Source organism: Bradyrhizobium sp. SZCCHNR1017 (genome assembly GCF_032381375.1).
In the GTDB taxonomy this organism is placed as follows: domain Bacteria; phylum Pseudomonadota; class Alphaproteobacteria; order Rhizobiales; family Xanthobacteraceae; genus Bradyrhizobium.
On the sequence record NZ_JAUHIR010000030.1, the window covers coordinates 1 to 22,882 of the forward strand.

22 protein-coding genes are annotated in these 22,882 nt (G+C 64.4%); 20 read left to right on the forward strand and 2 right to left on the reverse strand.

The window, feature by feature from the left end; genetic code table 11:
• Positions 1-1,401: 1,401 nt before the first annotated feature.
• Together QW863_RS35335 and QW863_RS35340 are read right to left on the reverse strand one after the other, a co-directional pair.
• The gene (locus tag QW863_RS35335; protein ID WP_315718658.1) at positions 1,402-2,064 is read right to left on the reverse strand and encodes an SOS response-associated peptidase; all 663 of its coding nucleotides are present in this window, start codon (positions 2,062-2,064) and stop codon (positions 1,402-1,404) included.
• Between the two features lie 2 nt (positions 2,065-2,066).
• Positions 2,067-2,528 carry a hypothetical protein gene (locus QW863_RS35340; RefSeq protein WP_315770024.1) on the reverse strand — a complete coding sequence of 154 codons (462 nt, stop codon included), beginning with the start codon at positions 2,526-2,528 and terminating at the stop codon, positions 2,067-2,069.
• Between the two features lie 612 nt (positions 2,529-3,140).
• Here QW863_RS35340 and QW863_RS35345 point away from each other — a divergent pair.
• The 20 genes from QW863_RS35345 (at position 3,141) to QW863_RS35440 (ending at position 22,711) form a co-directional block, all read left to right on the forward strand.
• The gene (locus tag QW863_RS35345; protein ID WP_315718652.1) at positions 3,141-3,419 is read left to right on the forward strand and encodes a DNA -binding domain-containing protein; all 279 of its coding nucleotides are present in this window, start codon (positions 3,141-3,143) and stop codon (positions 3,417-3,419) included.
• Between the two features lie 663 nt (positions 3,420-4,082).
• Positions 4,083-4,385, forward strand: coding sequence for a helix-turn-helix domain-containing protein (locus QW863_RS35350; RefSeq protein ID WP_315770026.1), 303 nt, complete (start codon positions 4,083-4,085; stop codon positions 4,383-4,385).
• Positions 4,386-4,387: 2 nt separating this feature from the next.
• Complete coding sequence (locus QW863_RS35355; RefSeq protein WP_315770028.1) at positions 4,388-5,269, forward strand: replication initiator protein A; 882 nt, start codon at positions 4,388-4,390, stop codon at positions 5,267-5,269.
• Positions 5,270-5,558: 289 nt separating this feature from the next.
• On the forward strand, positions 5,559-6,023 hold the full coding sequence (locus QW863_RS35360) for a DUF2840 domain-containing protein (RefSeq protein WP_315770030.1): 465 nt from the start codon (positions 5,559-5,561) through the stop codon (positions 6,021-6,023).
• On the forward strand, positions 6,020-6,532 hold the full coding sequence (locus tag QW863_RS35365; RefSeq protein ID WP_315770032.1) for a S26 family signal peptidase: 513 nt from the start codon (positions 6,020-6,022) through the stop codon (positions 6,530-6,532). The genes QW863_RS35360 and QW863_RS35365 overlap by 4 nt, the downstream gene beginning before the upstream one ends.
• 463 nt (positions 6,533-6,995) lie before the next feature.
• Entirely contained in the window at positions 6,996-8,756 is a 1,761-nt protein-coding gene (locus tag QW863_RS35370; RefSeq protein ID WP_315716452.1) for a relaxase/mobilization nuclease domain-containing protein, read from the forward strand.
• Positions 8,757-8,773: 17 nt separating this feature from the next.
• A complete protein-coding gene (locus QW863_RS35375) occupies positions 8,774-10,768 on the forward strand; it encodes a conjugal transfer protein TraG (RefSeq protein ID WP_315716451.1) in 1,995 nt (664 codons plus the stop codon).
• Between the two features lie 10 nt (positions 10,769-10,778).
• Entirely contained in the window at positions 10,779-11,207 is a 429-nt protein-coding gene (locus tag QW863_RS35380) for a CopG family transcriptional regulator (RefSeq protein ID WP_315716450.1), read from the forward strand.
• Positions 11,208-11,365: 158 nt separating this feature from the next.
• The gene (locus tag QW863_RS35385) at positions 11,366-11,905 is read left to right on the forward strand and encodes a hypothetical protein (protein WP_315770033.1); all 540 of its coding nucleotides are present in this window, start codon (positions 11,366-11,368) and stop codon (positions 11,903-11,905) included.
• A 34-nt stretch (positions 11,906-11,939) separates the two neighbouring features.
• Positions 11,940-13,313, forward strand: a complete 1,374-nt coding sequence (locus QW863_RS35390; RefSeq protein WP_315716448.1) for an MFS transporter — start codon at positions 11,940-11,942, stop codon at positions 13,311-13,313.
• 275 nt (positions 13,314-13,588) lie between these two features.
• Positions 13,589-14,560 carry a P-type conjugative transfer ATPase TrbB gene (gene trbB, locus QW863_RS35395; protein WP_315729350.1) on the forward strand — a complete coding sequence of 324 codons (972 nt, stop codon included), beginning with the start codon at positions 13,589-13,591 and terminating at the stop codon, positions 14,558-14,560.
• Entirely contained in the window at positions 14,557-14,883 is a 327-nt protein-coding gene (locus tag QW863_RS35400; protein ID WP_315716446.1) for a TrbC/VirB2 family protein, read from the forward strand. The genes trbB and QW863_RS35400 overlap by 4 nt, the downstream gene beginning before the upstream one ends.
• The gene (locus QW863_RS35405) at positions 14,883-15,146 is read left to right on the forward strand and encodes a VirB3 family type IV secretion system protein (protein ID WP_315716445.1); all 264 of its coding nucleotides are present in this window, start codon (positions 14,883-14,885) and stop codon (positions 15,144-15,146) included. Before QW863_RS35400 ends, QW863_RS35405 begins: the two co-directional genes overlap by 1 nt.
• Positions 15,147-15,153: 7 nt before the next feature.
• Positions 15,154-17,595 carry a conjugal transfer protein TrbE gene (gene trbE, locus QW863_RS35410; RefSeq protein ID WP_315770034.1) on the forward strand — a complete coding sequence of 814 codons (2,442 nt, stop codon included), beginning with the start codon at positions 15,154-15,156 and terminating at the stop codon, positions 17,593-17,595.
• Positions 17,592-18,320: a P-type conjugative transfer protein TrbJ gene (gene trbJ, locus QW863_RS35415; protein ID WP_315716471.1), complete on the forward strand. Its 729-nt coding sequence runs from the start codon at positions 17,592-17,594 to the stop codon at positions 18,318-18,320. Before trbE ends, trbJ begins: the two co-directional genes overlap by 4 nt.
• 76 nt (positions 18,321-18,396) lie before the next feature.
• The gene (trbL, locus tag QW863_RS35420) at positions 18,397-19,608 is read left to right on the forward strand and encodes a P-type conjugative transfer protein TrbL (RefSeq protein ID WP_315716443.1); all 1,212 of its coding nucleotides are present in this window, start codon (positions 18,397-18,399) and stop codon (positions 19,606-19,608) included.
• Between the two features lies 1 nt (position 19,609).
• Complete coding sequence (gene trbF / locus QW863_RS35425) at positions 19,610-20,293, forward strand: conjugal transfer protein TrbF (RefSeq protein WP_315716441.1); 684 nt, start codon at positions 19,610-19,612, stop codon at positions 20,291-20,293.
• 32 nt (positions 20,294-20,325) lie between these two features.
• Positions 20,326-21,258, forward strand: a complete 933-nt coding sequence (gene trbG, locus QW863_RS35430) for a P-type conjugative transfer protein TrbG (RefSeq protein ID WP_315716440.1) — start codon at positions 20,326-20,328, stop codon at positions 21,256-21,258.
• A gap of 74 nt (positions 21,259-21,332) precedes the next feature.
• On the forward strand, positions 21,333-22,472 hold the full coding sequence (locus QW863_RS35435) for a TrbI/VirB10 family protein (protein WP_315729351.1): 1,140 nt from the start codon (positions 21,333-21,335) through the stop codon (positions 22,470-22,472).
• 5 nt (positions 22,473-22,477) lie between these two features.
• Entirely contained in the window at positions 22,478-22,711 is a 234-nt protein-coding gene (locus tag QW863_RS35440) for a DUF2274 domain-containing protein (RefSeq protein WP_315716438.1), read from the forward strand.
• Positions 22,712-22,882 lie beyond the last annotated feature (171 nt).

The window sequence follows — 22,882 nt, forward strand, 5'->3', positions numbered from 1 at the left end:
TGCCCACTAGACAGACTGAATCACCGATATCTCTGCGTCGCAACTGCTGACTTTTTCAACGAAATCGGTCAAAAGCGTTCCTATGGTCCTTTGACGCCTGCTTCCAGTCCGCTCCGGGAGCGGACGTCGCGAGCGCCAACCGAGAAGATCCGCGAGGCGACGTCTCGAATCGGGCTCTCGGCCGGGCCATCTCAGCGCTCCTGAAATAGTCGCGCGGCATGCCGTTGACGCGCACGCACTCGACTCAGAAAGGTGCCGAGGTGTCTATTCGTCGTCGACCCAAGCGCAACGATGCTAAGGGAGTCGCTTTAGTGCCCTGCCTCCCAATCGATACGCGGCCGTCACTCATCATTGTCGGGCCGCCGTCCTTCTCAGCAGCGACATTGCCACGTCTCGGCTACGTGGGGCACCGAAAGGTGGCCACTAAACCAGAAATGGATTGGCTCTGCCGATTGCTAGGCCATGCTGGCGTACTGTGTGTGGATGGAGGACCGAAGCACGTCTGGCGAGGCGAACCGGGTTCACACCCCGGTGCCCTGATCGACCCATAGCTTTGCCCATCGAGGGCAGGATGGGTATGTCCGCCGAAGCCTACGGCTTGCTGTTCTGCCAGATCCCTGAGAGCGGGTTCGGCAGCGGGACATAATCGCGCGTGTTCTAAAGGGCAGATCGAGGGTGAAGATGGTAAAAGGGTCGCGCCGGCCGGGCTGTCGTGAACGGAGTCGCTAGCAAGTATGGACGCGTCTCCGCCATTCGGCTTTCATCCCTGGCGCATCATGATGGATCGCTCGCCGGGGGCAGTCGGTCCCGCGTCCCGGCTTCGCCGTCGCATGCTGACGCTCCTGCGGCTGCCCTCTTGACCGGTCTCGCGATCGCAGTCGGTCCCGCGCCGCAAAGCGGCGCTCCTGCGGCTGCTCTTTCGTGCTCCATGCCCTGGCGGCTGATTGCCGCACCTTCTCTTCAAAGAAGATCCCAGGGCAAAGAGGTTCCCAGGAGCAAGCGGCGCCTCGCGTAAGGTGGCTTCGATTCCCTCTATCGTGGTAGGCGTTCGCCCCGCGGCGATCATTCATTCCGACCTTCGGCCGGACGCACGAGGCTGCGGATCGGGAGCTCGTCGTGTAGATGCCGAAATCTGGCAGGCTCACCTCCGCGATGCTTGGCCGGGCCCGACCACTTTGAGCGCGACCGATCGTCTTGCAGTCCGGCTGTCCGAAGCCGTGCCGCGTGGTCTAGAATCGTTTTCCTTTGGTTCCGTCAGCTTCGCGGCAGCGACGCTACAACGCCGCCCGATGACTCCACACGAGCGAGCGCTTCGAGTCTCGGACGCGGAAAAGGTTGTCGCCGGGAGCTGTAGGATTGGGGCGCAAGGCGAGCCCGTCTTTGTGCAATCCGCCGGCTCGTTCAGGCCGCAGGTATATCTTCCTTGGCCGGCCCGCGTGCGACGATCTCGAGCGCGCCATCGGGTAATGGACGTTGCAGCTCCTTGGCCTCGTTCCATGGCGCACGCAGCCAGACCTCCCTCTCTTCTTCGGTCGTCAGGATGACCGGCATCGCCTTGGGGTGGATAGGTGCGACCACGGCGTTGGGCTCCGTAGTCAGGAAACCGTAGACCAAATGAGGGCCTGGCAGCGGCTTGGATTTCGTGCCGCGGTCGCCTTTGAACTCGGTCCAAATGCCCGCGAAGCTGGTCAAGGGGCGATCATCAGACAAGGCAAACCAGACCACGTCCTTCTTCTTCGTCTCCGGGTTCGGCTCGGGCGCATATTCGGCGAAGCTGTTGAAAGGCACGAGGCACCGGTTCTCGGGCTTGAGCCAGCCGCGCCAATGCGGAGACGACGTGTTGCGGATGTTGGTCACGGGTGGCCCGCCAGTCCGCGGAGGTGGCGGCATTCCCCACCGCATCATCATCATCTCGCGGTCATCTCCGGTGCCGCGAATGATCGGAGCCGGATAGTCGGGGAAGACGCCCGGCATCGAGGGGAGATTGCCCGCGAACTGGCGAACGATCCGAAAAAGTGCGGCGATCGCGGCCTGGTTGGTGGTGATCGAGTAGAGATTGCACATCGTCAAGATGATCCCGGAACCAAGCGTCTCGCGGTCGGCATGTGGTGAGAGTAGATGTGCTCGGTACTTGTCTTCAGGTCGATCACCGCGCCGCAGAAGCAGCGCGAGCCACCTGACTTGGTTTGGGTCGGCTGAGGACATCCGGCCTCCCGCATCTGATCCTTCCAGGCGACGAAGGCCTGGTGCTGGCGCCATTCGTCGAAATCTTGCTGCGACCGATTCGATAGGAAGACGTTCCATGCTGCCTGGAACGCGTCGCGCGCCTGCTCATAGGTGCTGGCGCGGCCGAGCTGTTGCTCGCCTGGATGACTGCCTGGATAGAAGCCGCAGAACCACTGCCAGACGGGCGAACCGGAGGGGCCTTCGGGGCGCTCTGCAATCGTTCCTGCCTCGACGTCTCCGAAGTAGATGCGCCAGGTCTCGTTTGGCGAGTGCGGATCGCGGCGACGGGTGAGTGTAGGCATGCCGCATTGATTCCAGTCCGGCGGCTGAAAGTGAAGCCGCTACGCCTTGGGTGCAACTACATCGCCGTCCTCAATCTCTGGGCCGGGCGGTTCGGGAAGCTGAACGGGAGCGCTTGGTCTTGAGCTCGATCGAGAGCTGGATTGCACAGCGCTGTGCGCTCCTGTTTGGCGGCGAGAGGTCGTGGCCGCTCTGCCGCTTACGGAACTCCATTTGGAAAGACGGTTCTCAGATACCGATCGTCAGCCCTCCCCGCGCGGGAATTCGCGACCGTCGCCGGCGCTTTGGCAACATCGGCCGTGAGTATTATTCTCAAGATGAAATGTGGACGTGCGTCGGCTACACGAACGCAGGCTAAGAGCCAAGCGTGAGCGAGCGCTTGCAGCAAAACGCCTTGGATTAGACGCAAGCACTTCATGGTGGCGGCAAAGACGCGTCGAATTGTCTTCTCAAACAGCTCCGGCTTTGCCGGCATTTCAACACGGACATCTTTCTCTCACGCGGGAGCGACAGCTGAAGACGTTTGGAAAGCGGTCTCGTGCCTGGATCTCGACGGGGTCCGTGCTGCTTTTTCAGGTCGACAGGTTGTGTTCGCTCCGAACAGGTTCTGACCAATGCCCATTCCGCCGCTCGATCCCGCTGTCGCCGACCTCGCGCCGACTGATTCCGTTCTGACAGCCTATGATGAAGAACATGCTGTGACCTATCTCCGCCTTCTGGATGCAGCATCCGAGGGCGCGGACTGGGAGGAGGTTGCCCGGCTCGTCTTGCACATCGATCCGGTCAACGAACCCCAGCGTGCCCGCCGCGCCTTCGATAGCCATCTGGCGCGGGCGAGGTGGATGTCTGAGAAGGGTTATCATCAGTTGCTACGCGGATCGGATCAGACGTAGCTCTGAGCTCCTGAGGCTGCGGCAGGCCCGCTTTGATTGGAAACAAGCCGCGGTCCGTCGCGAGCATGGATTGAACGGGCTTGCGAGATCATACGCAGGCAACCAAACTCAAGTTGCGGCAGAAGCGATCGAACGCATGCGGCGCAGCTTCAGCCAGCTTCGAAGCCGCCTTCCGGCATGCGCCGCGATCCATGGTCTTGGCCGGCACTCAAATCCTTCTCCAGGCGACTGAGGGCGTGGACAAGAGATCAGGGCGGAAGCCGCACGCGGAGCGTCCCTGGGTCGCGCCTGAGGCATCATCTGGCTGCCGCTCGCGCTTGATCCTGCCGGTGGGTCTGCGAGCTCACCCAATGGCAGCGGGCGGGCGATCGCTATCCGAGGATTTTCGGAACTGCCCTTGAGCGCAGCATTCAGCATGCCACTGATCGGCCTCCTATGCTCAGCTGCACCGGTCACTGGTGAAAAGACGGCTCGTGGCCGATAGGGGCTGTCACTAAGGCCGCGCCCGCCGCCGCAAAGACGAGTCGCTTCCTTGAGGCGAGGGGGTGCCGAAACCGCGCCCCTCGATCTCCGGCATCCCCCCTCGCTGCCCTGCGCGTCGATCATGTCCGTCGACGCGCCGAACGACCCGTGAGGGCGCGAACCTGTCCCGGAGGATGCTCGATGCCCGATCCGATAGCCGGTCCCCCGCCGCGCTTTCTTCGTACACCCGAAGCTGCGCGTTACCTTGGACTGTCCGGCCGCACCCTGGAAAAGCACCGCACCTACGGCACCGGCCCCTTATATCGCAAGATCGGCGGCCGCGTCGTGTATGCGCTCGACGATCTGAAAGCCTGGGCCGATCGCGGCACCAAGACGTCGACGGCTGATCCCGGCCAGGGCACCGTTCTGCCGGCGAAGCGACATCCAGGTCTCATTCCCTATGCAGGGCAGGAGCGTCGCGCGTCGCGGGCTGGGCGGGCTTGAACGTGCGAGGTTTGCGCAAATCCGAGCGCGATCAGCTCGATCTGTTTCGCGCGCTGCCTGGCGATCTGGCGCCGCGCGATGCGCAGGATCTGATGGCCTATCCGTTCTTCTCGCTGGCCAAGAGCAAGCGCGTCGTGCCGATCGACTTCCGCGCGGGGCCTGTCGCCATTCGGGTCGAGGCCGTCCCCGAACATGGCATGGCGACGATCTGGGACGCGGATGTTCTGATCTGGGCGGCGTCACAGATCGTCGAGGCTCGCGACGCCGGACTGAAGACGTCGCGCCTGATGGCCGCCACGCCGTATGAGATCCTGACGTTTGTCGGTCGCGGCACCGGCGTGCGTGACTACGACCGTCTGAAGGCAGGACTTGATCGGCTGCAGTCGACGACCGTGCTCACCTCGATTCGTCAGCCGGCCGAGCGGCGGCGGCACCGCTTCTCCTGGATCAACGAGTGGAAGGAGACGGCGGATGCCCATGGCAGGCCGTCCGGATTGCAGCTGATCCTGCCGGACTGGTTCTATTCGGGCGTCATCGATGACGCGCTCGTGCTGACGATTGATCGGGCCTATTTCGCGCTGACGGGCGGGCTGGAGCGCTGGCTGTATCGCCTCGTGCGCAAGCATGGCGGCCATCAGGATGGCGGCTGGAGCTTCGATCTCGGCTATCTGCATGCCAAGTCCGGCAGCCTCTCGCCGCTGAAGCATTTCGCCTACGATCTTCGCGAAATCGTCCGCCGTCAGCGCCTGCCGGGCTACGAGCTGGTCCTCACCCGCGATCCAAACGGCACCGAACGACTGAACTTCGCAGCCGCCGTTACTGACCCGGTCGCAAGGCGTTTCGCCAGGCATCGCCCCTCGAGCTCCGCAGGGGACAAGCTGTGAATTGTCTCGTGCTATCGGGGACCGGAGGACGCGTGCCATCGAGGACCGGATCGTCGTGCCATCGGGGACCGAAGTCGACCCTAAGCCTTTGGTCTGGCGCGTCCTTTCCGCCTTCTAACTTACCTAACCGCAAAATCCTTCGGATTTTGTCTAACGGGCCCGCGCTTTGGGGCGCCGGTGCACGCTGGCTTCTCCTGCTGTCGACAGCGGAGACCGCGCGAGACGCCCCCGGTTTCCTCATTCCCGGCCCGCAGAGCCGTCCAGATTTCGTCAACCTCAGAGTTTGCCAATGAGCGAGCTGACGCGTGTCCAATTGCTATGGCTGCAGGGAAAGATCGAAAACCGCATACGCTTCGGTCGAACCGTGCGGGAGCTTCGCCTCGACCGTTATCGCCGGGAGGTCGCGTTCACGCCGGGAAGCGTCTTTGCGTTCGTGCGCTGGTCGTCGAACGATTACGGCACGGTGCTGTCGCGGATCAACGTTCTGCAGGCCGTTGGCCCCGGAGAAGCCTGTGCGACCGTGCCCTTCGTCGCTCCGGGAGCAGCGATCCTGTTGCAGGTGTTTGGCTGGCCGAAGGTCGAGCGGGTGCTGCAGCAGATCGACGCGATCGAGGCGCTCGGCATCGATCCGGCGGATGTCGCACCGGATCATTGGTGGCACGTTCAGAACCGCATGGCCGCCGGACAACCGCCGCGTCCCTACACGGATCTGCGCCATCGGGCCTGGCTGCATCGAAGGACGATCATGCCATGACGAAATGGCTTGCCATTGGCGTCGCGATGCTCGCCGGGGTGTGGCTCGTGACGGAGGTCGGGCGACCAAGGTTGCGTCCGCTGCTCATCTGGAATGTCTCCGGCAGCGTTCCGATCGGCCTCTATCTGGTTCGGCCGGTCCGGCAATGGGTCACCAACGAGATCGTCGTTGTCCTGCCCCACGGCGTGTTGGCCGGATGGCTTGCGGACGAAGGCTACCTGCCCAGGGGCGTACCGATGCTGAAGCGCATTCTCGCTCTTCCAGGCCAGGCCGTTTGTCGTCGCGAGCATGTCATCCTGATTGATGACGTCGAAGTCGGCATCGCGCAAGAGAGCGACAGACAGGGCCGGCCGCTACCGGATTGGCGTGGCTGCCGCATCATCGGCGGTGACGAGCTCTTTCTGATGAACAGGCAATCGGACAGCTCTCTGGATGGACGCTATTTCGGTCCGACGGCGACATCGGACGTCATCGGGCGCGCCATTCCCGTGTGGACGAGGCAGCCGTGATGATGCACGCGTTCTGCGCACGACCTGCGAACGTCATGCCGACTTTGATGAGCAGCCGCTGCGATCGGAAACGGTCGTCATTGAGGTCGGCACGAGAGGCTTTGAATGACAAAGCCGACCGCAGCGGAATTCCTCGTGACGTTGTCGTGCGGTGCGATGCGTCGGCCTCGATGATGATCGTCCGTCGCAGTCCTCACGGCCGCCGCTGCTTCGCTGTTGTTTCCGGCACGCCGGCGCGGGGCGTGAGACCGAGAGCCGAGGCGAGGGTCCAAAGCCAGCCGCAAGCTGCCGACGGTCGATCGCAAGATAAAAGCGGCTCGCCTGTTGATCAGCAAGCCATTGACATGGCTCGCGTTCAACCGTGCCGTCCGGTCGGAGCGCGTGTCGCGCTGATGCTCTTTCTCAACAACATCAATGCTGCTTTCGGCACTATAGCCTCAATCCTTGCCGCGGGATGCCGCGCATGAGCACCACAGAGCGCGAATTCCGCATCCGTCCGGGGCGCATCCGTCAGGCGCGTGAGAGGAAGGCCAGAAGCTTCATCAATCGCGTCCTGCGCGCGGCGAACGCCGCGGGGCACGTCACGCTGCCCTCGGTGATCGACGGACGCCGGCCGGCTCGCACCCATTCGACCTTCGGCCGCGGCCGTCTCAGCTTCAGTCGCGAGCGCCTCTTTGCCTCGGGCCGCCGCGTCACGGTGAAGGCCCGCATCGCAAGGCACAAGGGCCGTGCGTTTCGGTCAGCGCCGCTGGCGATGCATCTGAGCTATCTCAAGCGGGAGGGGGTCACCCGTGACGGCGAGCCGGCAAGGATGTTCGATGCGCGAGCTGATCACGCCGACGAGGCCGCATTCGAGGCGCGGAGCAGCGACGACCGGCATCATTTCCGCTTCATCGTCTCGCCAGAGGACGCAGCCGACATGGTGGACCTCAGAGCGTTCACGCGCGATCTGATCCGGCAGATGGAAGCTGATCTGTCGACGCGTCTCGAGTGGATCGCGGTCGATCATTGGAATACGGACCATCCGCACGTTCATGTGCTCGTACGCGGTGTCGATCAGACGGGCGCAGATCTCGTCATCGCCCGCGACTATATCGGCCGGGGCCTGCGCTCCCGGGCCGAAGAGCTGGTGGCGCTCGAGCTCGGTCCGAAGCCTGAGCACGACATCCGCAACGCACTGGAAAGAGAGATCACCGCGGATCGCTGGACACGGCTCGATCGCGAGATCCGCATGGCCTGCGATGAGGTGGGGGCCATCGATCTCCGTCAGCGGGTGGCAGCGGGTCCTGATCCCGAGGTCCACCGCCTGATGCGAGGGCGCCTGCAATATCTGGAGCGCCTGGGACTGGCAGCGGCGGCCGGACCCAACGAGTGGATGGTCGAGCTTGGCGCAGAGCGACAGCTCCGCGAGCTCGGCACGCGTGGTGATATCATCAGGACCATGCATCAGGCGTTCGCTCGCCGTGGTGAGGAGCGGAGCGCTGCGGACTACGTCATCGACGGGATCAACAGTCCATCATCGATCATGGGGCGGTTGGTCGACCGTGGACTCCACGACGAACTGACCGGCGAAGCCTATGCAGTGATCGATGGCATCGACGGCCGCGCCCACCACGTTCGCTTCCGCGGGATCGAGGCCTTTGCGCAGGCGCCTCAGCCTGGCGGCATTGTCGAGATCAGGCGCTTTGGCGCTGCGGACGAGGCGCGGCCGACCCTGGTCCTGGCGACGCGCTCGGACCTGGCCCTGGCCGATCAGATCAAGGCCGAGGGAGCGACCTGGCTCGATCATCGGCTGGTCGAGCGTGAACCTGTCTCCCTGGCCCTCGGCGGATTTGGCGCGGAGGTGAGGAGCGCGCTGCGCAGCCGGGCGGAGTATCTCGCGGACCGGGGACTGGCGCAGAGACATGGCCAGCAGATCGTCCCGCAACGGGATCTTCTGAAGACACTACGCAGGCAGGAGCTCGAATCCGTGGGCGCGCGGCTGTCGGCGACCAACGGCGCGCCGCAGCTGAAGGTCGACCCCGGCCAACAGGTTGCGGGCATCTACCGCCAGCGGCTTGTCCTGGCCTCCGGCCGCTTCGCCATGATCGACAATGGTCTCGGTTTCTACCTCGTCCCGTGGTCGCGCGACATCGATCACCGGCTCGGTCAGAAGGTCACGGGCCTTGCGAAGGCCACCGGCATCGACTGGCAGCTTGGTCGCAAGCGCGACCTCGGTCTTTAGCACTCGGGAGACGCCACATGCCTGCGACCCGAATCCAATGGGCACAATTACTCGCCGTCGTGCTGATCAACCTGCTTGCGATATGGGCCGCGACCGAATGGACGGCCTGGCGGCTCGCCTTCCAACCGCGATTGGGGACGCCATGGTTCATGCTGTCCGGCTGGCCAGTCTACTTCCCACCGACCTTCTTCTGGTGGTGGTTCATCTATGATGCCTATGCGCCCTCCATCTTTGCCGAAGGTGGGGCTATCGCGGTCAGTGGCAGTCTCGCGTCTATTGCGGTTGCGGTCGGCATGTCACTGTGGCGGTCGCGGGAGGCGAAAGCCACAGCAACTTACGGGTCCGCGCGCTGGGCCGAGCTGGGCGAGGTGCGCAAGGCGGGACTGCTCGGCGAGGATGGCGTGGTCCTGGGACGGTTGGGAGCGCGCTACCTGCGCCATGACGGACCGGAGCATGTGCTCTGTTTTGCACCGACGCGGTCTGGCAAGGGCGTCGGTCTCGTGGTGCCGTCTCTTCTGACGTGGCCGGGATCGGCGATCGTTCACGACATCAAGGGCGAGAACTGGCAGCTCACGGCAGGATTCCGCGCGCGGCACGGCCGCATATTTCTGTTCGACCCGACCAACCCGAATGCCTCAGCCTACAATCCGCTGCTCGAAGTCAGGCGAGGGGCCTGCGAGGTGCGTGACGTCCAGAATGTCGCCGACGTGCTGGTGGATCCCGAGGGATCTCTCGACAAGCGCAATCATTGGGAAAAGACCAGCCATTCGCTTCTGGTCGGTGCCATCCTGCACGTTCTCTATGCCGAGCCCGACAAGACCTTGGCCGGCGTTGCCGCGTTCCTTTCCGACCCCCGGCGCACGATCGAGGCGACGTTGATGGCGATGATGGCGACGCATCATCTGGGCGCAGCCGGGCCGCACCCGGTGGTGGCATCGACAGCGCGCGAGCTTCTGAACAAATCGGAGAATGAGCGCTCGGGCGTCCTTTCAACGGCGATGTCATTCCTCGGTCTTTACCGGGATCCGGTGGTGGCTGCTGTCACGGGGAGATGTGATTGGCACATTGCTGATCTGGTTGCAGGGGAGGAGCCCGCGACGCTGTATCTCGTCGTGCCGCCATCCGACATCTCACGTACGAAGCCGCTCATTCGTCTGGTTCTGAACCAGATCGGCCGGCGTTTGACCGAGGATCTCAAGGCAAAGCAGAGCCGGCATCGTGTCCTGATGATGCTGGACGAGTTTCCGGCGTTAGGCCGGCTCGACTTCTTCGAATCCGCTCTCGCCTTCATGGCTGGGTACGGCATCAAGAGCTTCCTCATTGCGCAATCGCTCAATCAGATCGAGAAGGCCTATGGGCAGAACAATGCCATTCTGGACAACTGCCATGTCCGCGTCAGCTTCGCGACCAACGACGAGCGAACCGCCAAGCGCGTCTCGGACGCGCTCGGCACCGCAACCGAAATGCGGGCCGTGAAGAATTACGCCGGGCATCGCCTGGCGCCATGGTTGGGTCACCTCATGGTGTCGCGCCAGGAGACGCCGCGTCCGCTCCTGACGCCGGGCGAGGTGATGCAATTGCCGGCGGCTGATGAGATCGTGATGGTCGCCGGCGCACCACCGATCCGCGCCAGGAAGGTGCGATATTTCGAGGATGAGAGACTGGTCTCGCGCATCCTGCCGCCGCCGGACATCGCCAGGACCAGAGCGTCTGTGGGTGCGGATGACTGGTCATCGCTTGCGCCCCTTACGCCTGTGCTCGCCGGATCCCGGCTGACGCTGCCCCCCGAGACAAGGGACGAGCAGGCCAATGGCGGCTTGCGACGCGAGCCGGAGCTGCCGCAGCACGAAGCGATCGCGAGCGAAACGACGAGCGTAGATCCGGCGGACGAGTTTTCGGTCGTGTTCGATGACGATGATGGGACGCCGCAGCTGGTCGGCTCACGCGATGCGAGCACGACGGGGATTGCGCGTCAGGCTGCGCTCGACCCGCGCGATGACATGGGCTTGTGAGGACAGACCAATGCGGGATCGAATGAATGTCTACTTCCCGCCGGAGCTGCTGCGGCAGATCGTAGAGCTCGCCGATCGCAGGAAGCTTTCGCGCTCGGCCATCGTCGAGGCGGCGGTTCAGTCGTTTCTGTCGCCGGATGCGGCTGATCGGCGCGAGGCGGCGCTCACACGCCGGCTCGACAGGCTGTCGCGGCAGATGCAGCGGCTCGAGCGTGATGTCGGCATCCTTGCCGAGACGCACGCATTGTTCGTTCGCTTCTGGCTGACCGTGACACCCCCGCTGCCGTCCGAAGCGCAGGCCACAGCGCAGGTCAAGGGACGCGAGCGGTTCGAAGGCTTTGTGGAGGCGCTCGGCCGCCGGCTGCAGAAGGGGCAGAGCTTCCTGCGCGAAATTCCTGAGGATTTCGTCAGACCGCCGTCGAGCGAGCCCGGCTCCTGAGGCGGTGGAAGCGTCGATCGGGACCGTTCCAGCGCGCGGGTTGAGCTTGGCATCTACGCCAGAGTTTCTTTCCACCCGCCAGGCTTCGAACGTTCGAATCTTGCGCGTGCCAGGCCAGGCAAGCTGACCTAATCGACGGACCAGATGAGGTCCGAACGATGAAGAAGAAACTCACTTTGCAGCTATCCAGCGAGATTCTCGCCCGCCTTGCCGGCGCAGCCGAGGAAAGATGCGTGAACCGCACGATCGTCGTGGAAAAGGCGCTCGAACGGTTTCTAGCCCAGCCGCTGGATGGACCGATGCCGGCGCAAGATCGCCTGCAGGGCCTGGAACAGCAGCTGCAAACGATTCAGCGCGACATCGCGGCCCTCAATGAGACGGTCGCCCTTCATGCACGCTACCATCTGGCGGTGACGTCGCTGGCGGATCAGGAGAGCACGAGCGCAGCAAGGGGCGGTGATCGTGATTTCGACCAGGCGATGCGGATTGGCGCGATCCAAAAGCTGCAGCGTGACTTGTCGGAAAGGCAGCGAGAGAGGCGACCCGATGGCGCTGCGCGAGCCGGTCAAGTGAGCCAGCCATTTCCGGCTCAACTTCGCCGTGCCGAGCCTCCAATCGCCGAGGTGTCCTGGGGCGTGCCTGCCGCCGGGGAGGGCGGCGAGGATCCCTTTCGCCTCCCGCCTCAATCGAGCCGTTGAGCGATCCCGCGAGCACGCAGATCACGGCAGTTCGTTGTCGGCCTATGCCTTCGGCCGAAAGGGCACCGAAGCCGGAGACCAAGGCCATCGCGAGATCACAGGCTGGCGGCTCGCCGCCCTGGTGTTTCTGCCCTTCGCAATGGGCTATTTCCTGTCCTATCTGTTTCGCACCATCAATGGACTCGTCTCTGCCAGTCTTGCCTCAGAGCTCGGGTTGAACGCGGCCGACCTTGGTCTGATCACGGCGGCTTACTTCCTGGTCCTTGCGGCTGCCCAGATCCCGGTCGGCATGATGCTCGACCGCTATGGCCCGCGCCGGGTTCAGAGCGCGCTTCTTGTCGTCGCGGCCTTTGGCGCGGAGGCCTTCGCAAGGTCGTCGGGGCCGCTCTCGCTGCTCCTCTCACGCGCCCTGATCGGGCTCGGGGTCGCTGCGGCTCTGACCGCGGGCCTGAAGGCCATTGTTCTGTGGTTTCCGCGCGAGCGGGTGGCGTTGGTCAACGGGTACATGGTCATGCTCGGGGCGCTTGGCGCCGTCAGCGCGACGCTGCCCGCCGAAGCGATCCTGGTGAAGACCGGATGGCGCGGCCTGTTTGACATCCTGGCCATCGCGACCGCTGCAGCGGCGATCCTGATCTATTGCCTGGTGCCGGAGCGCGAAACGCAGGCGTCGTCCGCGTCGGAAGCAGGTGGCTTGCGGAGCATTCTTCGCGACGTCCGGTTCTGGAGGGTCGCGCCGCTATCCGGAGCCTGCATCGGATCGGCGTGGTCGCTCCAGGGCTTATGGGCATCCGCGTGGCTGGCCGACGTGGAGGGCATGACCCGCACCCAGGTCGTGACAGCGCTTTGCCTGACTGCCCTGATGCTCAGCCTCGGTGCGTGGATGCTCGGTGCGCTGGCCAACTGGACGCGTCGCAGGGGAGTAGGTCCAGAGCGCCTGCTGGCCTTGATCGCCGTGCTCTTCATGGCGGCGCAGCTGGCGCTGGTGTGGCGGCTGCCATTGCCGGCGATCGCGCCATGGCTGATCATCGCGATCGTCGGAGCCGCCACCGTGCTCAGCTTTGCGATCATCTCGGACTATTACCCGAAGGAATTGGCTGGCCGCGCCAACGGGGCCTTGAACGTGGTGCATTTCGGGTGGGGGTTTCTGGCCCAGTACGGGATCGGTGTATTGCTGGCCCAATGGCCGCAATCCAATGGGCACTATCCTGTCATCGCCTATCAGGTTGCCTTCGGAGTGAACCTCGCGCTGCAGGCAGCAGCACTGATTTGGTTTGCCGCTCCACGAGAGCACAGACCGCGATCATCGGAGGCGAGCAGCGGGACCGAATTTGTCATGGCCGACCTCGTCGCGACCTCAAGCGATCGCCCGGCTCCCGCCCGCGAGCCGCCAAGCCATGCCAGATGGTGAGCCGACGTCGCGGCGCCGGTGGCGACCTTCGCCTTCGCTACAGCAGCGTTCGCCGTCGCTCTCGGCCGCGAGGGGGCGGTGCTGCGGGCCCATGACCCGCGCTCTGAAAGCTGCTGCCCCGCCTTGGTGATCTGCTTGTCCCGCCCGAAAGAGCCCTCCTGTCTCTACGCTTTCCTGCGCCAGGCTACACCCGAAGCGCTGTTGGTCTTGCTGCTGCAGGAGGTCTGCATCTTTGATCATCACAAGCGATGCTGACCGCGCTTCAATGATCGGAGATGAGAGTGACCGGCTTCGTCCAGACACAGCGCATCACGCGTGGCACCCGCATGCTGCGGACGGCATTGGGGCCTGCCATCGCGCGTCATCTCGACGATCAATCCGTCGTGGAGATCATGCTCAATCCAGATGGCCGGCTCTGGGTCGATCGGCTCGCGTCTGGCTTGGCCGATACCGGTGAGAGTCTTGCTGCCGGTGATGGCGAGCGCGTCGTCCGGCTGGTCGCGCACCACGTCGGGCTCGAGGTCCATGCGGGCTCTCCGCGCGTGTCGGCGGAGCTGCCGACGACGGGCGAACGTTTTGAAGGCCTGCTGCCGCCGCTCGTTGCAGCCCCGACATTCGCCATCCGCAAGCCCGCGATCGCCGTCTTTACGCTCGACGACTACGTGGCTTGCGGGATTGCGACCGCAGATCAGGCCGGCGCGTTGCGGCGGGCTGTTGCCAACCGCTGCAACATTCTGGTGGCCGGCGGCACCTCGACCGGCAAGACCACGCTGGTCAATGCCTTGCTGGCTGAAGTGGCGATGACCGGCGACCGCATCGTGCTGATCGAGGATACGCTCGAGCTGCAATGCTCGGCGCCCAACCTCGTGACGCTTCGAACCAAGCAGGGTGTGGCGTCGCTTTCGGATCTGGTGCGCGCCGCGCTTCGGCTGCGCCCGGATCGCATTCCGATCGGCGAGGTCCGCGGGCCGGAGGCGCTCGATCTCGTCAAGGCCTGGGGCACCGGCCATCCCGGCGGCATCGGCACCATTCATGCCGGGTCCGCACTCGGCACCCTCCGGCGGCTGGAGCAGCTGGTTCAGGAGGCCGTCGTGAGCGTCCCACGTGCTCTGATTGCCGAGACGATCAACGTGATCGCCGTTCTCGCCGGGCGCGGCTCGCAGCGGCGGCTCGGCGAGCTCGTGCGTGTCGAAGGGCTCTCACCTTGCGGGGACTACATCCTCGTTCCCTTGGGAGATCAGCGATGAAGGCGCGACTGTCTTGCTGGTCCATCGCCACGATTGCGATTGCGGCAGCCGCAGTGCTCGTGGCGGCGGCGCCGGCGCATGCGGCGGGCTCGAACATGCCTTGGGAGCAGCCGCTCAACAAGATCCTGCTTTCGGTCGAGGGACCGGTCGCCAAGATCATCGCCGTGATCATCATCATCACGACGGGTCTGTCACTGGGTTTTGGCGAAACCTCCGGTGGCTTTCGGCGGCTCATCCAGATCGTCTTCGGTCTCTCCATCGCCTTTGCCGCCTCGAGCTTCTTCCTGTCGTTCTTCTCCTTCGGCGGCGGCGTGGTGTTCTGATGGATAGTGAGATCAAGGGCTTCAGCGCGCCTGTGCATCGCTCGCTGACCGAGCCCATTCTGCTCGGGGGCGCGCCGCGATCGGTCGCGATTGTCAACGGCACCGTGTCGGCGGCGCTCGGCCTCGGTTTGCGGCTCTGGTTCCTCGGCCTGCTGCTCTGGTTCGTCTGCCACATGGTCGCGGTCTGGGCGACACGGCGCGATCCATCCTTTGTCGAGGTCGTGCGCCGCCACCTGCGGATTCCCAATCATCTCAGCCAGTGAGGCTCGCATGTTCAATTTGGCCGAATACCGCCGCACCAATATCCGGCTTGCGGACTTCCTGCCCTGGGCGGCGCTGGTGGACGAGGGCGTCGTCCTCAACAAGGACGGCTCGCTGCAGCGGACGGCGCGTTTTCGCGGGCCTGACCTGGAGAGCTCGGTCGCATCCGAGCTCACAGCAGTCGCCTTCCGTCTCAACAACGCTCTGCGGCGCCTGGGGTCGGGCTGGGCGATCTTCGTCGAGGCGCAGCGGCATTCGGCCGGAGCCTACCCAATTTGCGTGTTTCCGGATGCCGCGTCCGCCCTGGTCGATGCCGAGAGAAAGGCACAGTTCGAGGAGCAGGCGGCGCACTACGAGTCGAGCTATTATTTGACGTTTCTGTACCTGCCGCCGCGAGAAGACTTAGCCCGTTCCGAACGCGTGCTCTATGAAGGCGCGCCGCAGCCGGAGGGCTCGCGCGGCCGCGACATCCTGCGTAGCTTTGTCGATCGCACCGACCGCATCCTGCAGCTCGTCGGCGGCTTCATGCCGGAATGCGGCTGGCTCGGCGACGACGCCGTGCTGAGCTACCTGCACTCGACCGTCTCGACCAAGCGCCAGCGGGTCCGCGTCCCTGAAATCCCCATGCATCTGGATGGGCTGCTCGCCGACCAGCCGCTGACCTGCGGCCTCGCGCCGATGCTGGGGGCGGTCAATCTCCGCGTGCTCACCATCATCGGCTTTCCCTCTGCAACGACGCCAGGACTGCTGGACGAATTGAACGGGCTTGCATTCGCCTACCGCTGGTCGACCCGCGCCATCATGCTCGACAAGCAGGATGCCGTGAAGCTCGTGACACGGATCCGCCGGCAGTGGTTTGCCAAGCGCAAATCTCTGGCGGCGATCCTCAAGGAGGTCGTGACCAACGAGGCGGCAAGCCTCGTTGACAGCGACGCCCACAACAAGACCGCTGACGCCGATGCGGCGCTGCAGGATCTCGGCTCCGATGAGATCGGCCAGGCCTATGTCACCGCGACCGTGACGGTGTGGGATCCTGATCCGGCGAGGGCTGACGAGAAGCTGCGCCTGGTGGAGAAGGTGATCCAGGGGCGCGATTTCACCTGCATGACGGAGACTGTGAATGCGGTTGAGGCCTGGCTCGGCAGCCTTCCGGGGCACGTCTATGCCAATGTGCGCCAGCCACCGCTGTCGACGCTGAACCTTGCGCATCTCGTCCCGCTCTCGGCGGTCTGGGCAGGTGAGGTGCGTGACCATCATCTGAGGGCGCCTGCGCTGCTGTTCGGCCGCACCGATGGCGCGACGCCATTCCGGTTCTCGCTCCATGTCGGCGATGTCGGCCACACGCTGGTGATCGGACCGACCGGAGCCGGCAAATCGGTGCTGCTGGCGCTGATGGCGCTGCAGTTCCGCCGCTATCCGAATGCGCAGATCCTTGCGTTTGATTTCGGCGGCTCCCTGCGGGCCGCCGCGCTTGCCATGGAAGGTGACTGGCATGATCTCGGTGGAGCGCTGTCGGCCGATAGCGAGACCTCGATCGCGCTGCAGCCGCTGGCAGGCATCGGTGATGTGATGGAGCGCGCCTGGGCGGCGGATTGGATCGCCGGCCTGCTGGTCCGCGAGAAGATCGTGGTGACCCCGGACGCCAAGGAGCATCTCTGGTCGGCGCTGACCTCGCTGGCTTCCGCGCCAGCTTCTGAGCGGACCCTGACCGGCCTGTCGGTGTTGCTGCAGTCGAACATCTTGAAACGGGCCCTCAAGCCGTATTGCCTCGATGGCGCTCACGGACGACTGCTGGATGCCGATCATGAGCTCGTGGGCGACCGGTCGGTCCAGGTGTTTGAGACCGAGGGGTTGATCGGGACCGCTGCAGCTCCTGCTGTCCTCGCTTATCTGTTCCACAAGATCGCCCGGCAGCTCGACGGCCGCCCGACACTTCTGATCATCGATGAAGGGTGGCTGGCGCTGGACGACGCCGACTTCGCGGGCCAGCTCAGGGAGTGGCTGAAGACCCTGCGCAAGAAGAACGCCTCCGTCGTTTTCGCGACCCAGTCGCTATCCGACATCGACGGCTCGCCGATCGCACCCGCCATCATTGAGAGTTGCCCGAGCCGCATCCTGCTGCCGAACGAGCGGGCGCTCGAGCCGCAGATCATGGGCATCTATCGTCGCTTCGGTCTCAATGATCGTCAGATCGAGCTCGTCAGCCGTGCGGCCCCCAAGCGCGACTATTACTGCCAGTCGCGCCGGGGCAACCGCATGTTCGAGCTCGGTCTCGGCGAGGTCGCGCTCGCCTTTGCCGCGGCGTCGTCCAAGGCCGATCAGGCCGCGATCTCGGACGTTCTGAAGTCCGCCGGCAGGGACGGCTTTGCGGCAGCGTGGTTGCGGCACCTCAAGCTTGGCTGGGCAGCCGACCTCATCCCCGGCCTCGACAATCTGGAGACGCGGCAATGATCTCTGGCAAGCGATGGGCAGCGTCGTTGGCGCTGCTGGTTCTGACCTCGGCGGGTCCGGTGCGGGCCCAGCTCGTCGTCTTCGACCCCAACAATTATGCTCAGAACGTGCTGACCGCCGCACGTGAGCTGCAGCAGATCAACAATCAGATTCTGGCCCTGCAGAACCAGGCAGAGATGTTGATCAATCAGTCGCGCAACCTCGTCAACCTGCCGTATTCGTCATTGACGCAGCTGCAGCAATCGATCCAGCGGACCCAGGATTTGCTCAAGCAGGCTCAGCGCCTGGCCTACGACGTGCAGCAAATCGAGCAGGCGTTCAAGACGGTCTATGCGCCGGCAGCCGCCGGCGCCAGCGCCGCTGACCTCGCGGACAATGCGCGCTCACGCTGGCAGACGTCCGTGGCCGCGCTGCAGGATGCGCTCAAGCTTCAGGCGGGCGTGGTCGGCAATCTCGACACCATCAAGAGCCAGTCCGTCGCGCTGGTTGTCGCGAGCCAAGGAGCCGCCGGCGCCTTGGCTGTCAGGCAAGCCGGCAACCAGATCCTGGCGATGCAGGCGCAACAGCTCGCGGATCTGACGGCGGTTGTGGCCGCCCAGGGACGGGCGCAGAACCTCACCATGGCGGAGCGCGCGGCGGCCCAGGATCAGGCACGCGAACAGCTCCGCCGCTTCCTGACGCAGGGTCAGGGCGACCAGGCCTCCAGCGTACGAATGTTTCACTGATGATGACGAGCGTTCCGGACCAAATTGGCGGATCCCCCGCCGCGGCTGCCCGGCAGCTCATGGTTGAGATTGCCCGATGACAGGAACGGGGATCATCGATCAATTCCTGGAGACCTTTACCCGGACAATCGACAGCGGCTTTGGCCTGGTGGGCGGTGAGGTCGGATATCTCGCAACCACGCTCGTCACCATTGATGTGACGCTTGCTGCGCTCTTCTGGGCGTTTGGCGGCGAGGACGATGTCGTCGCCCGGCTGCTGAAGAAGACCTTGTTTGTCGGCGTGTTCGCCTACCTGATCGGCAATTGGAACAGCCTCGCCCGGGTCGTCTTCGAGAGCTTCGCAGCACTCGGCCTGAAGGCCTCGGGCTCGGCGCTGTCGGCGGCGGACTTCCTGCGCCCGGGCAGGATCGCGCAAGTGGGTCTCGATACCGGGCGGCCGCTCCTCCAGGCGATCTCGGGCCTCCTTGGATATGTGAGCTTCTTCGAGAACTTCCTGCAGATTGCGGTCCTGTTGTTTGCGTGGGTGGTCGTGCTGCTCGCCTTCTTCATTCTGGCCATCCAGCTCTTCGTCACCCTGATCGAGTTCAAGCTCACGACGCTTGCTGGATTCGTGCTCATCCCGTTTGGTCTGTTCGGCAAGACCGCCTTCGCAGCCGAACGTGTGCTCGGCAATGTCATCTCCTCCGGTGTGAAGGTTCTGCTGCTCGCCGTGATCTCAGGAACCGGCTCGACCCTGTTCGGTCAGTTGACCCAGGTGACGAGCGGCGATCCTCCGACCGTCGAGAGTGCCATGGCCCTGGTCCTGGCGTCCCTGGCGCTGCTCGGCCTTGGATTGTTCGGGCCCGGGATCGCCAATGGTCTTGTCAGTGGTGGACCGCAGCTTGGAGCAGGGAGCGCGGTCGGGACGTCGCTTGCAGCGGGTGGTCTCGTCGTGGCCGGCGCCGGCATGGCCGCTGGTGCAGCGGGGCTCGCAGGCGGCGCGATCTCTGGTGCAAGCCGTGCTGTCGCGCCGCTTGGTGCGGCGGCGTCCGGCGGAGGGCGCGTCAGCGGCGCTGCCGCCGAGGCAGCAGGAGCGAACGCGAGTCCCCTTCGCCAAAGGGCGAATGTCCAGGCTGGCGGCTCGGATCAGCCGGGTCAGGCCGATGGCTCGGGCTCTCCGATGTGGGCGCAGCGCATGAAGGCAGCGCGCGCCGTCCATCAGGGCGCATCTACAACGGCACAAGCCGTTCGCCATGCCGAGCGCGGCGGGCAGGGAAGCGCGGTCGATCTCTCCGAGGGGAAATCCTGACATGTTCAAGCGGTCATCTGTTCATTACGGCCGTACGCCCGAGCCGGTGACGCCCTATCAGAAGGCAGCGCAGGTCTGGGATGAGCGCATCGGCTCTGCGCGCGTGCAGGCCAAGAACTGGCGGCTGATGGCATTCGGCTGCCTCACCCTCGCCGCAGGCTTCGCGTCCGCCCTGATCTGGCAGTCGGCCCGCGGTACGGTGACGCCCTGGGTGGTCGAGGTTGGCCATCTCGGCGAGGTCCAGCGGGTAGCGCCTGCGGTGGCTGACTACGTGCCGACCGATCCGCAGGTCGCCTTCCATCTTGCCCGGTTCATTGAGGACGTGAGAGGTCTGCCGGCCGATGGCATCGTGCTGCGCCAGAATTGGCTGCGCGCCTACGACTTCACCACCGATCGCGGCGCGGCTGCCCTGAATGACTATGCCCGCTCCAATGATCCTTTTAGCAAGCTCGGGAAGATCCAGGTCTCGGTCGAGGTCTCCAGTGTGATCCGCGCCTCGCCGGACAGCTTCCGGATCGCCTGGGTCGAGCGTCGCTACGAGAACGGCGCCTCGGTTGCGACCGAACGCTGGAGCGCGATCCTCACCCTCGTGTTCGCCATGCCGGACGATGCTGACCGCCTGCGCAAGAACCCGCTCGGCGTCTACGTCCAAGCCATCAACTGGTCGAAGGAGCTGTCGCAATGAGCAAGCCAATGGTCCGGAGGGCTGGAGGGCCAATGATGGCGGGGGCCGCCGTTCTGGTTCTGCTCTGCAGCTGCACAACGATCAATCTGCCCAAGATCAGCTATGACAGCGAAGCACCACCATTGCCGGCGCCGCCAGCTGCGCTGGATGGAAAGGTTCAGCCGCTTCATCTTCCGCCGCCCTGGAAAGTGTCCCTTGGTGGCAAGGCAGGAGCTCAGGAAGAAGCGGAGCCGCTCGACCGCGTCGAGATGGCCAATAGCGCGGCGCGGGTCGAACCGCGCAAGAAGGGCTACTTCAACGCGACGCAGATCTATGCCTACAGTCCCGGCGCGCTCTATCAGGTCTATGCGGCGCCCGGGCAGATCACCGACATCATGCTCGAGGAAGGTGAACAGCTCACAGGGTCGGGGCCCGTGTCCGCCGGCGACACCGTGCGCTGGGTCGTCGGCGATACCGAGAGCGGTGCGGGCGAACGCCGCCGCGTCCACATCCTGGTCAAGCCGACGCGTGCCGCGATCGAAACCAATCTCATCGTCAACACCGACCGGCGGACCTATCTGCTCGAGCTGCGCGCTCGTGACAAGCCGTATATGCCCGCCGTGGCCTGGTACTATCCGCAGAATGCCGAGACGAGAGCGCGCCAGCTCGTATTGAGGCCGGAGCTGCCCAATCCGGCGCTGCGACGCTTCCGCTATCGCATCGAGGGGGATGATCCGCCATGGAGGCCGGTCAACGCCTATGACGACGGCCGCAAGGTCTATATCGAGTTTGCCCCTGGCATTGTGCAGGGTGAATTGCCGCCCTTGTTCGTCATCGGGAGCGATGGTGCGCCCGAGATCGTCAACTACCGTGCCTTCCGCAACATCATGATCGTCGATCGGCTGTTTGCCGCGGCCGAGTTGCGCCTCGGCGGCGAGGAGCAGCGCAAGGTCAGGATCGTCAGAACCGACGGAGCCTCAGGGTGAAAAACGAGGAGGATGAGGCTTCTGTGTCTCAGGCTCCGTCTGCAGCCGAGAAAGCTGAGCGGCGCACGAAAAGAATGCGCCTGAACGGAGATCTTCCCCCCGTCACACGGCTGTCGCGCAATGTCCTGGCCGGCGGAAGTGCAGTTGCGCTCCTGTTGATGGGAGGCGCCGTCGTCTGGACATTGCAGACCAACAGGCCGAGCAAATCGGGCCCATCCGAGCTCTACAGCACTGATCATCACGACATCGCGGACGGGGTTTCGGCCCTGCCGCGTGACTACGCCAGTCTTCCCAAGAATCTCCCGACAAACGTCCCGGTGATCGGACCGCCGCTGCCCGGGGATCTCGGCAAGGCGATTGTCGCTGCGCAGGGCCAGGCACTTGCGGTCACCCCCGATCAGGAGCAGCTCCGCCATGAGCAGGAGCGGGATGCCGCTCGCTTGAGCCGCCTGTTTGCGACGGTCAATGTTCGTGGCACCGAGGCCGCGGCGAGCGGGCCTCAGACCAGCGAACGCGCGGGCGCGATGTCCAGTCCCGACGACGCATTCGCCCAGAATGGCCAGGACCGCAAGCTCGCCTTCGTCAATGCCGCGGTCGATCGCCGGACCACGAGTGCCGACCGTGTCAGCCGGCCGGCCTCCCCCTATGTGGTTCAGGCCGGGACCGTGATTGCGGGCGCCCTGATCACGGGCATTCGCTCCGACCTGCCGGGGCAGATCACCGCTCAGGTCACCGAGAACGTGTTCGATTCGCCGTCAGGCCGCTTCCTGCTTGTCCCGCAGGGCGCGCGGCTGATCGGGATATACGATAGCCAGGTGACGGCCGGGCAATCGCGCGTGCTCCTGGTCTGGACCAGGCTGATCATGCCCAATGGACGGTCGATCGTTCTGGAACGGCAGCAGGGCGCCGACGCTGCCGGCTATTCGGGTCTCTCGGACGAGGTCGATAACCACTTCAGGCAGCTGGTTGGCGCAGCGCTGCTCTCGACGCTGCTCTCGATGGGCAGCGAGGTCAATGCGGGCACCAGTCAAAATACGAACAATGCCGCGATCATCCAGGCGCTCCGCCAGGGCTTCGGCAGCTCCATGAGCCGCACAGGTCAGCAGCTGGTTGGTCAGCAGATGAACGTCCAGCCGACTCTGACAGTGAGGCCGGGCTTTCCGGTCCGCGTGATCGTCAATCGTGATCTCGTGCTCGAACCGTATCAGGGGTAGCAGTCATGGCGAAGCTGAAGATCTCGGAACTTCCCGATGAGAAGCCGGTCAAGATCACGGTCGAACTGTCAGCGAACGTGTTTCGCGATCTGCAGGCCTATGCCGAAGCTGTCGGCCGCCATTCGGACCAGCCGGCCAATGATCTTGGTCGCCTGGCCTCGGCAATGGTGGCACGTTTCATGGCGACTGATCGGGCGTTTGCCAAGTCGAAGCGAGCACCCGCCATCAAGGCCAGATAGACCGGAGCCGCACATCGCGTCGGCTCGCTCCGCAATGCATACAAACCAGGACCGCCTGGCGCTCAAAGTTGATACATTCGGCGTTCCTGAAGCAGGAAGCTGGTAAGCGCCAAATCCAGCGTGGCAGGCTTTCTTGAGTGAAGGAGCCGACGCGTTGATCGCCACCGATTG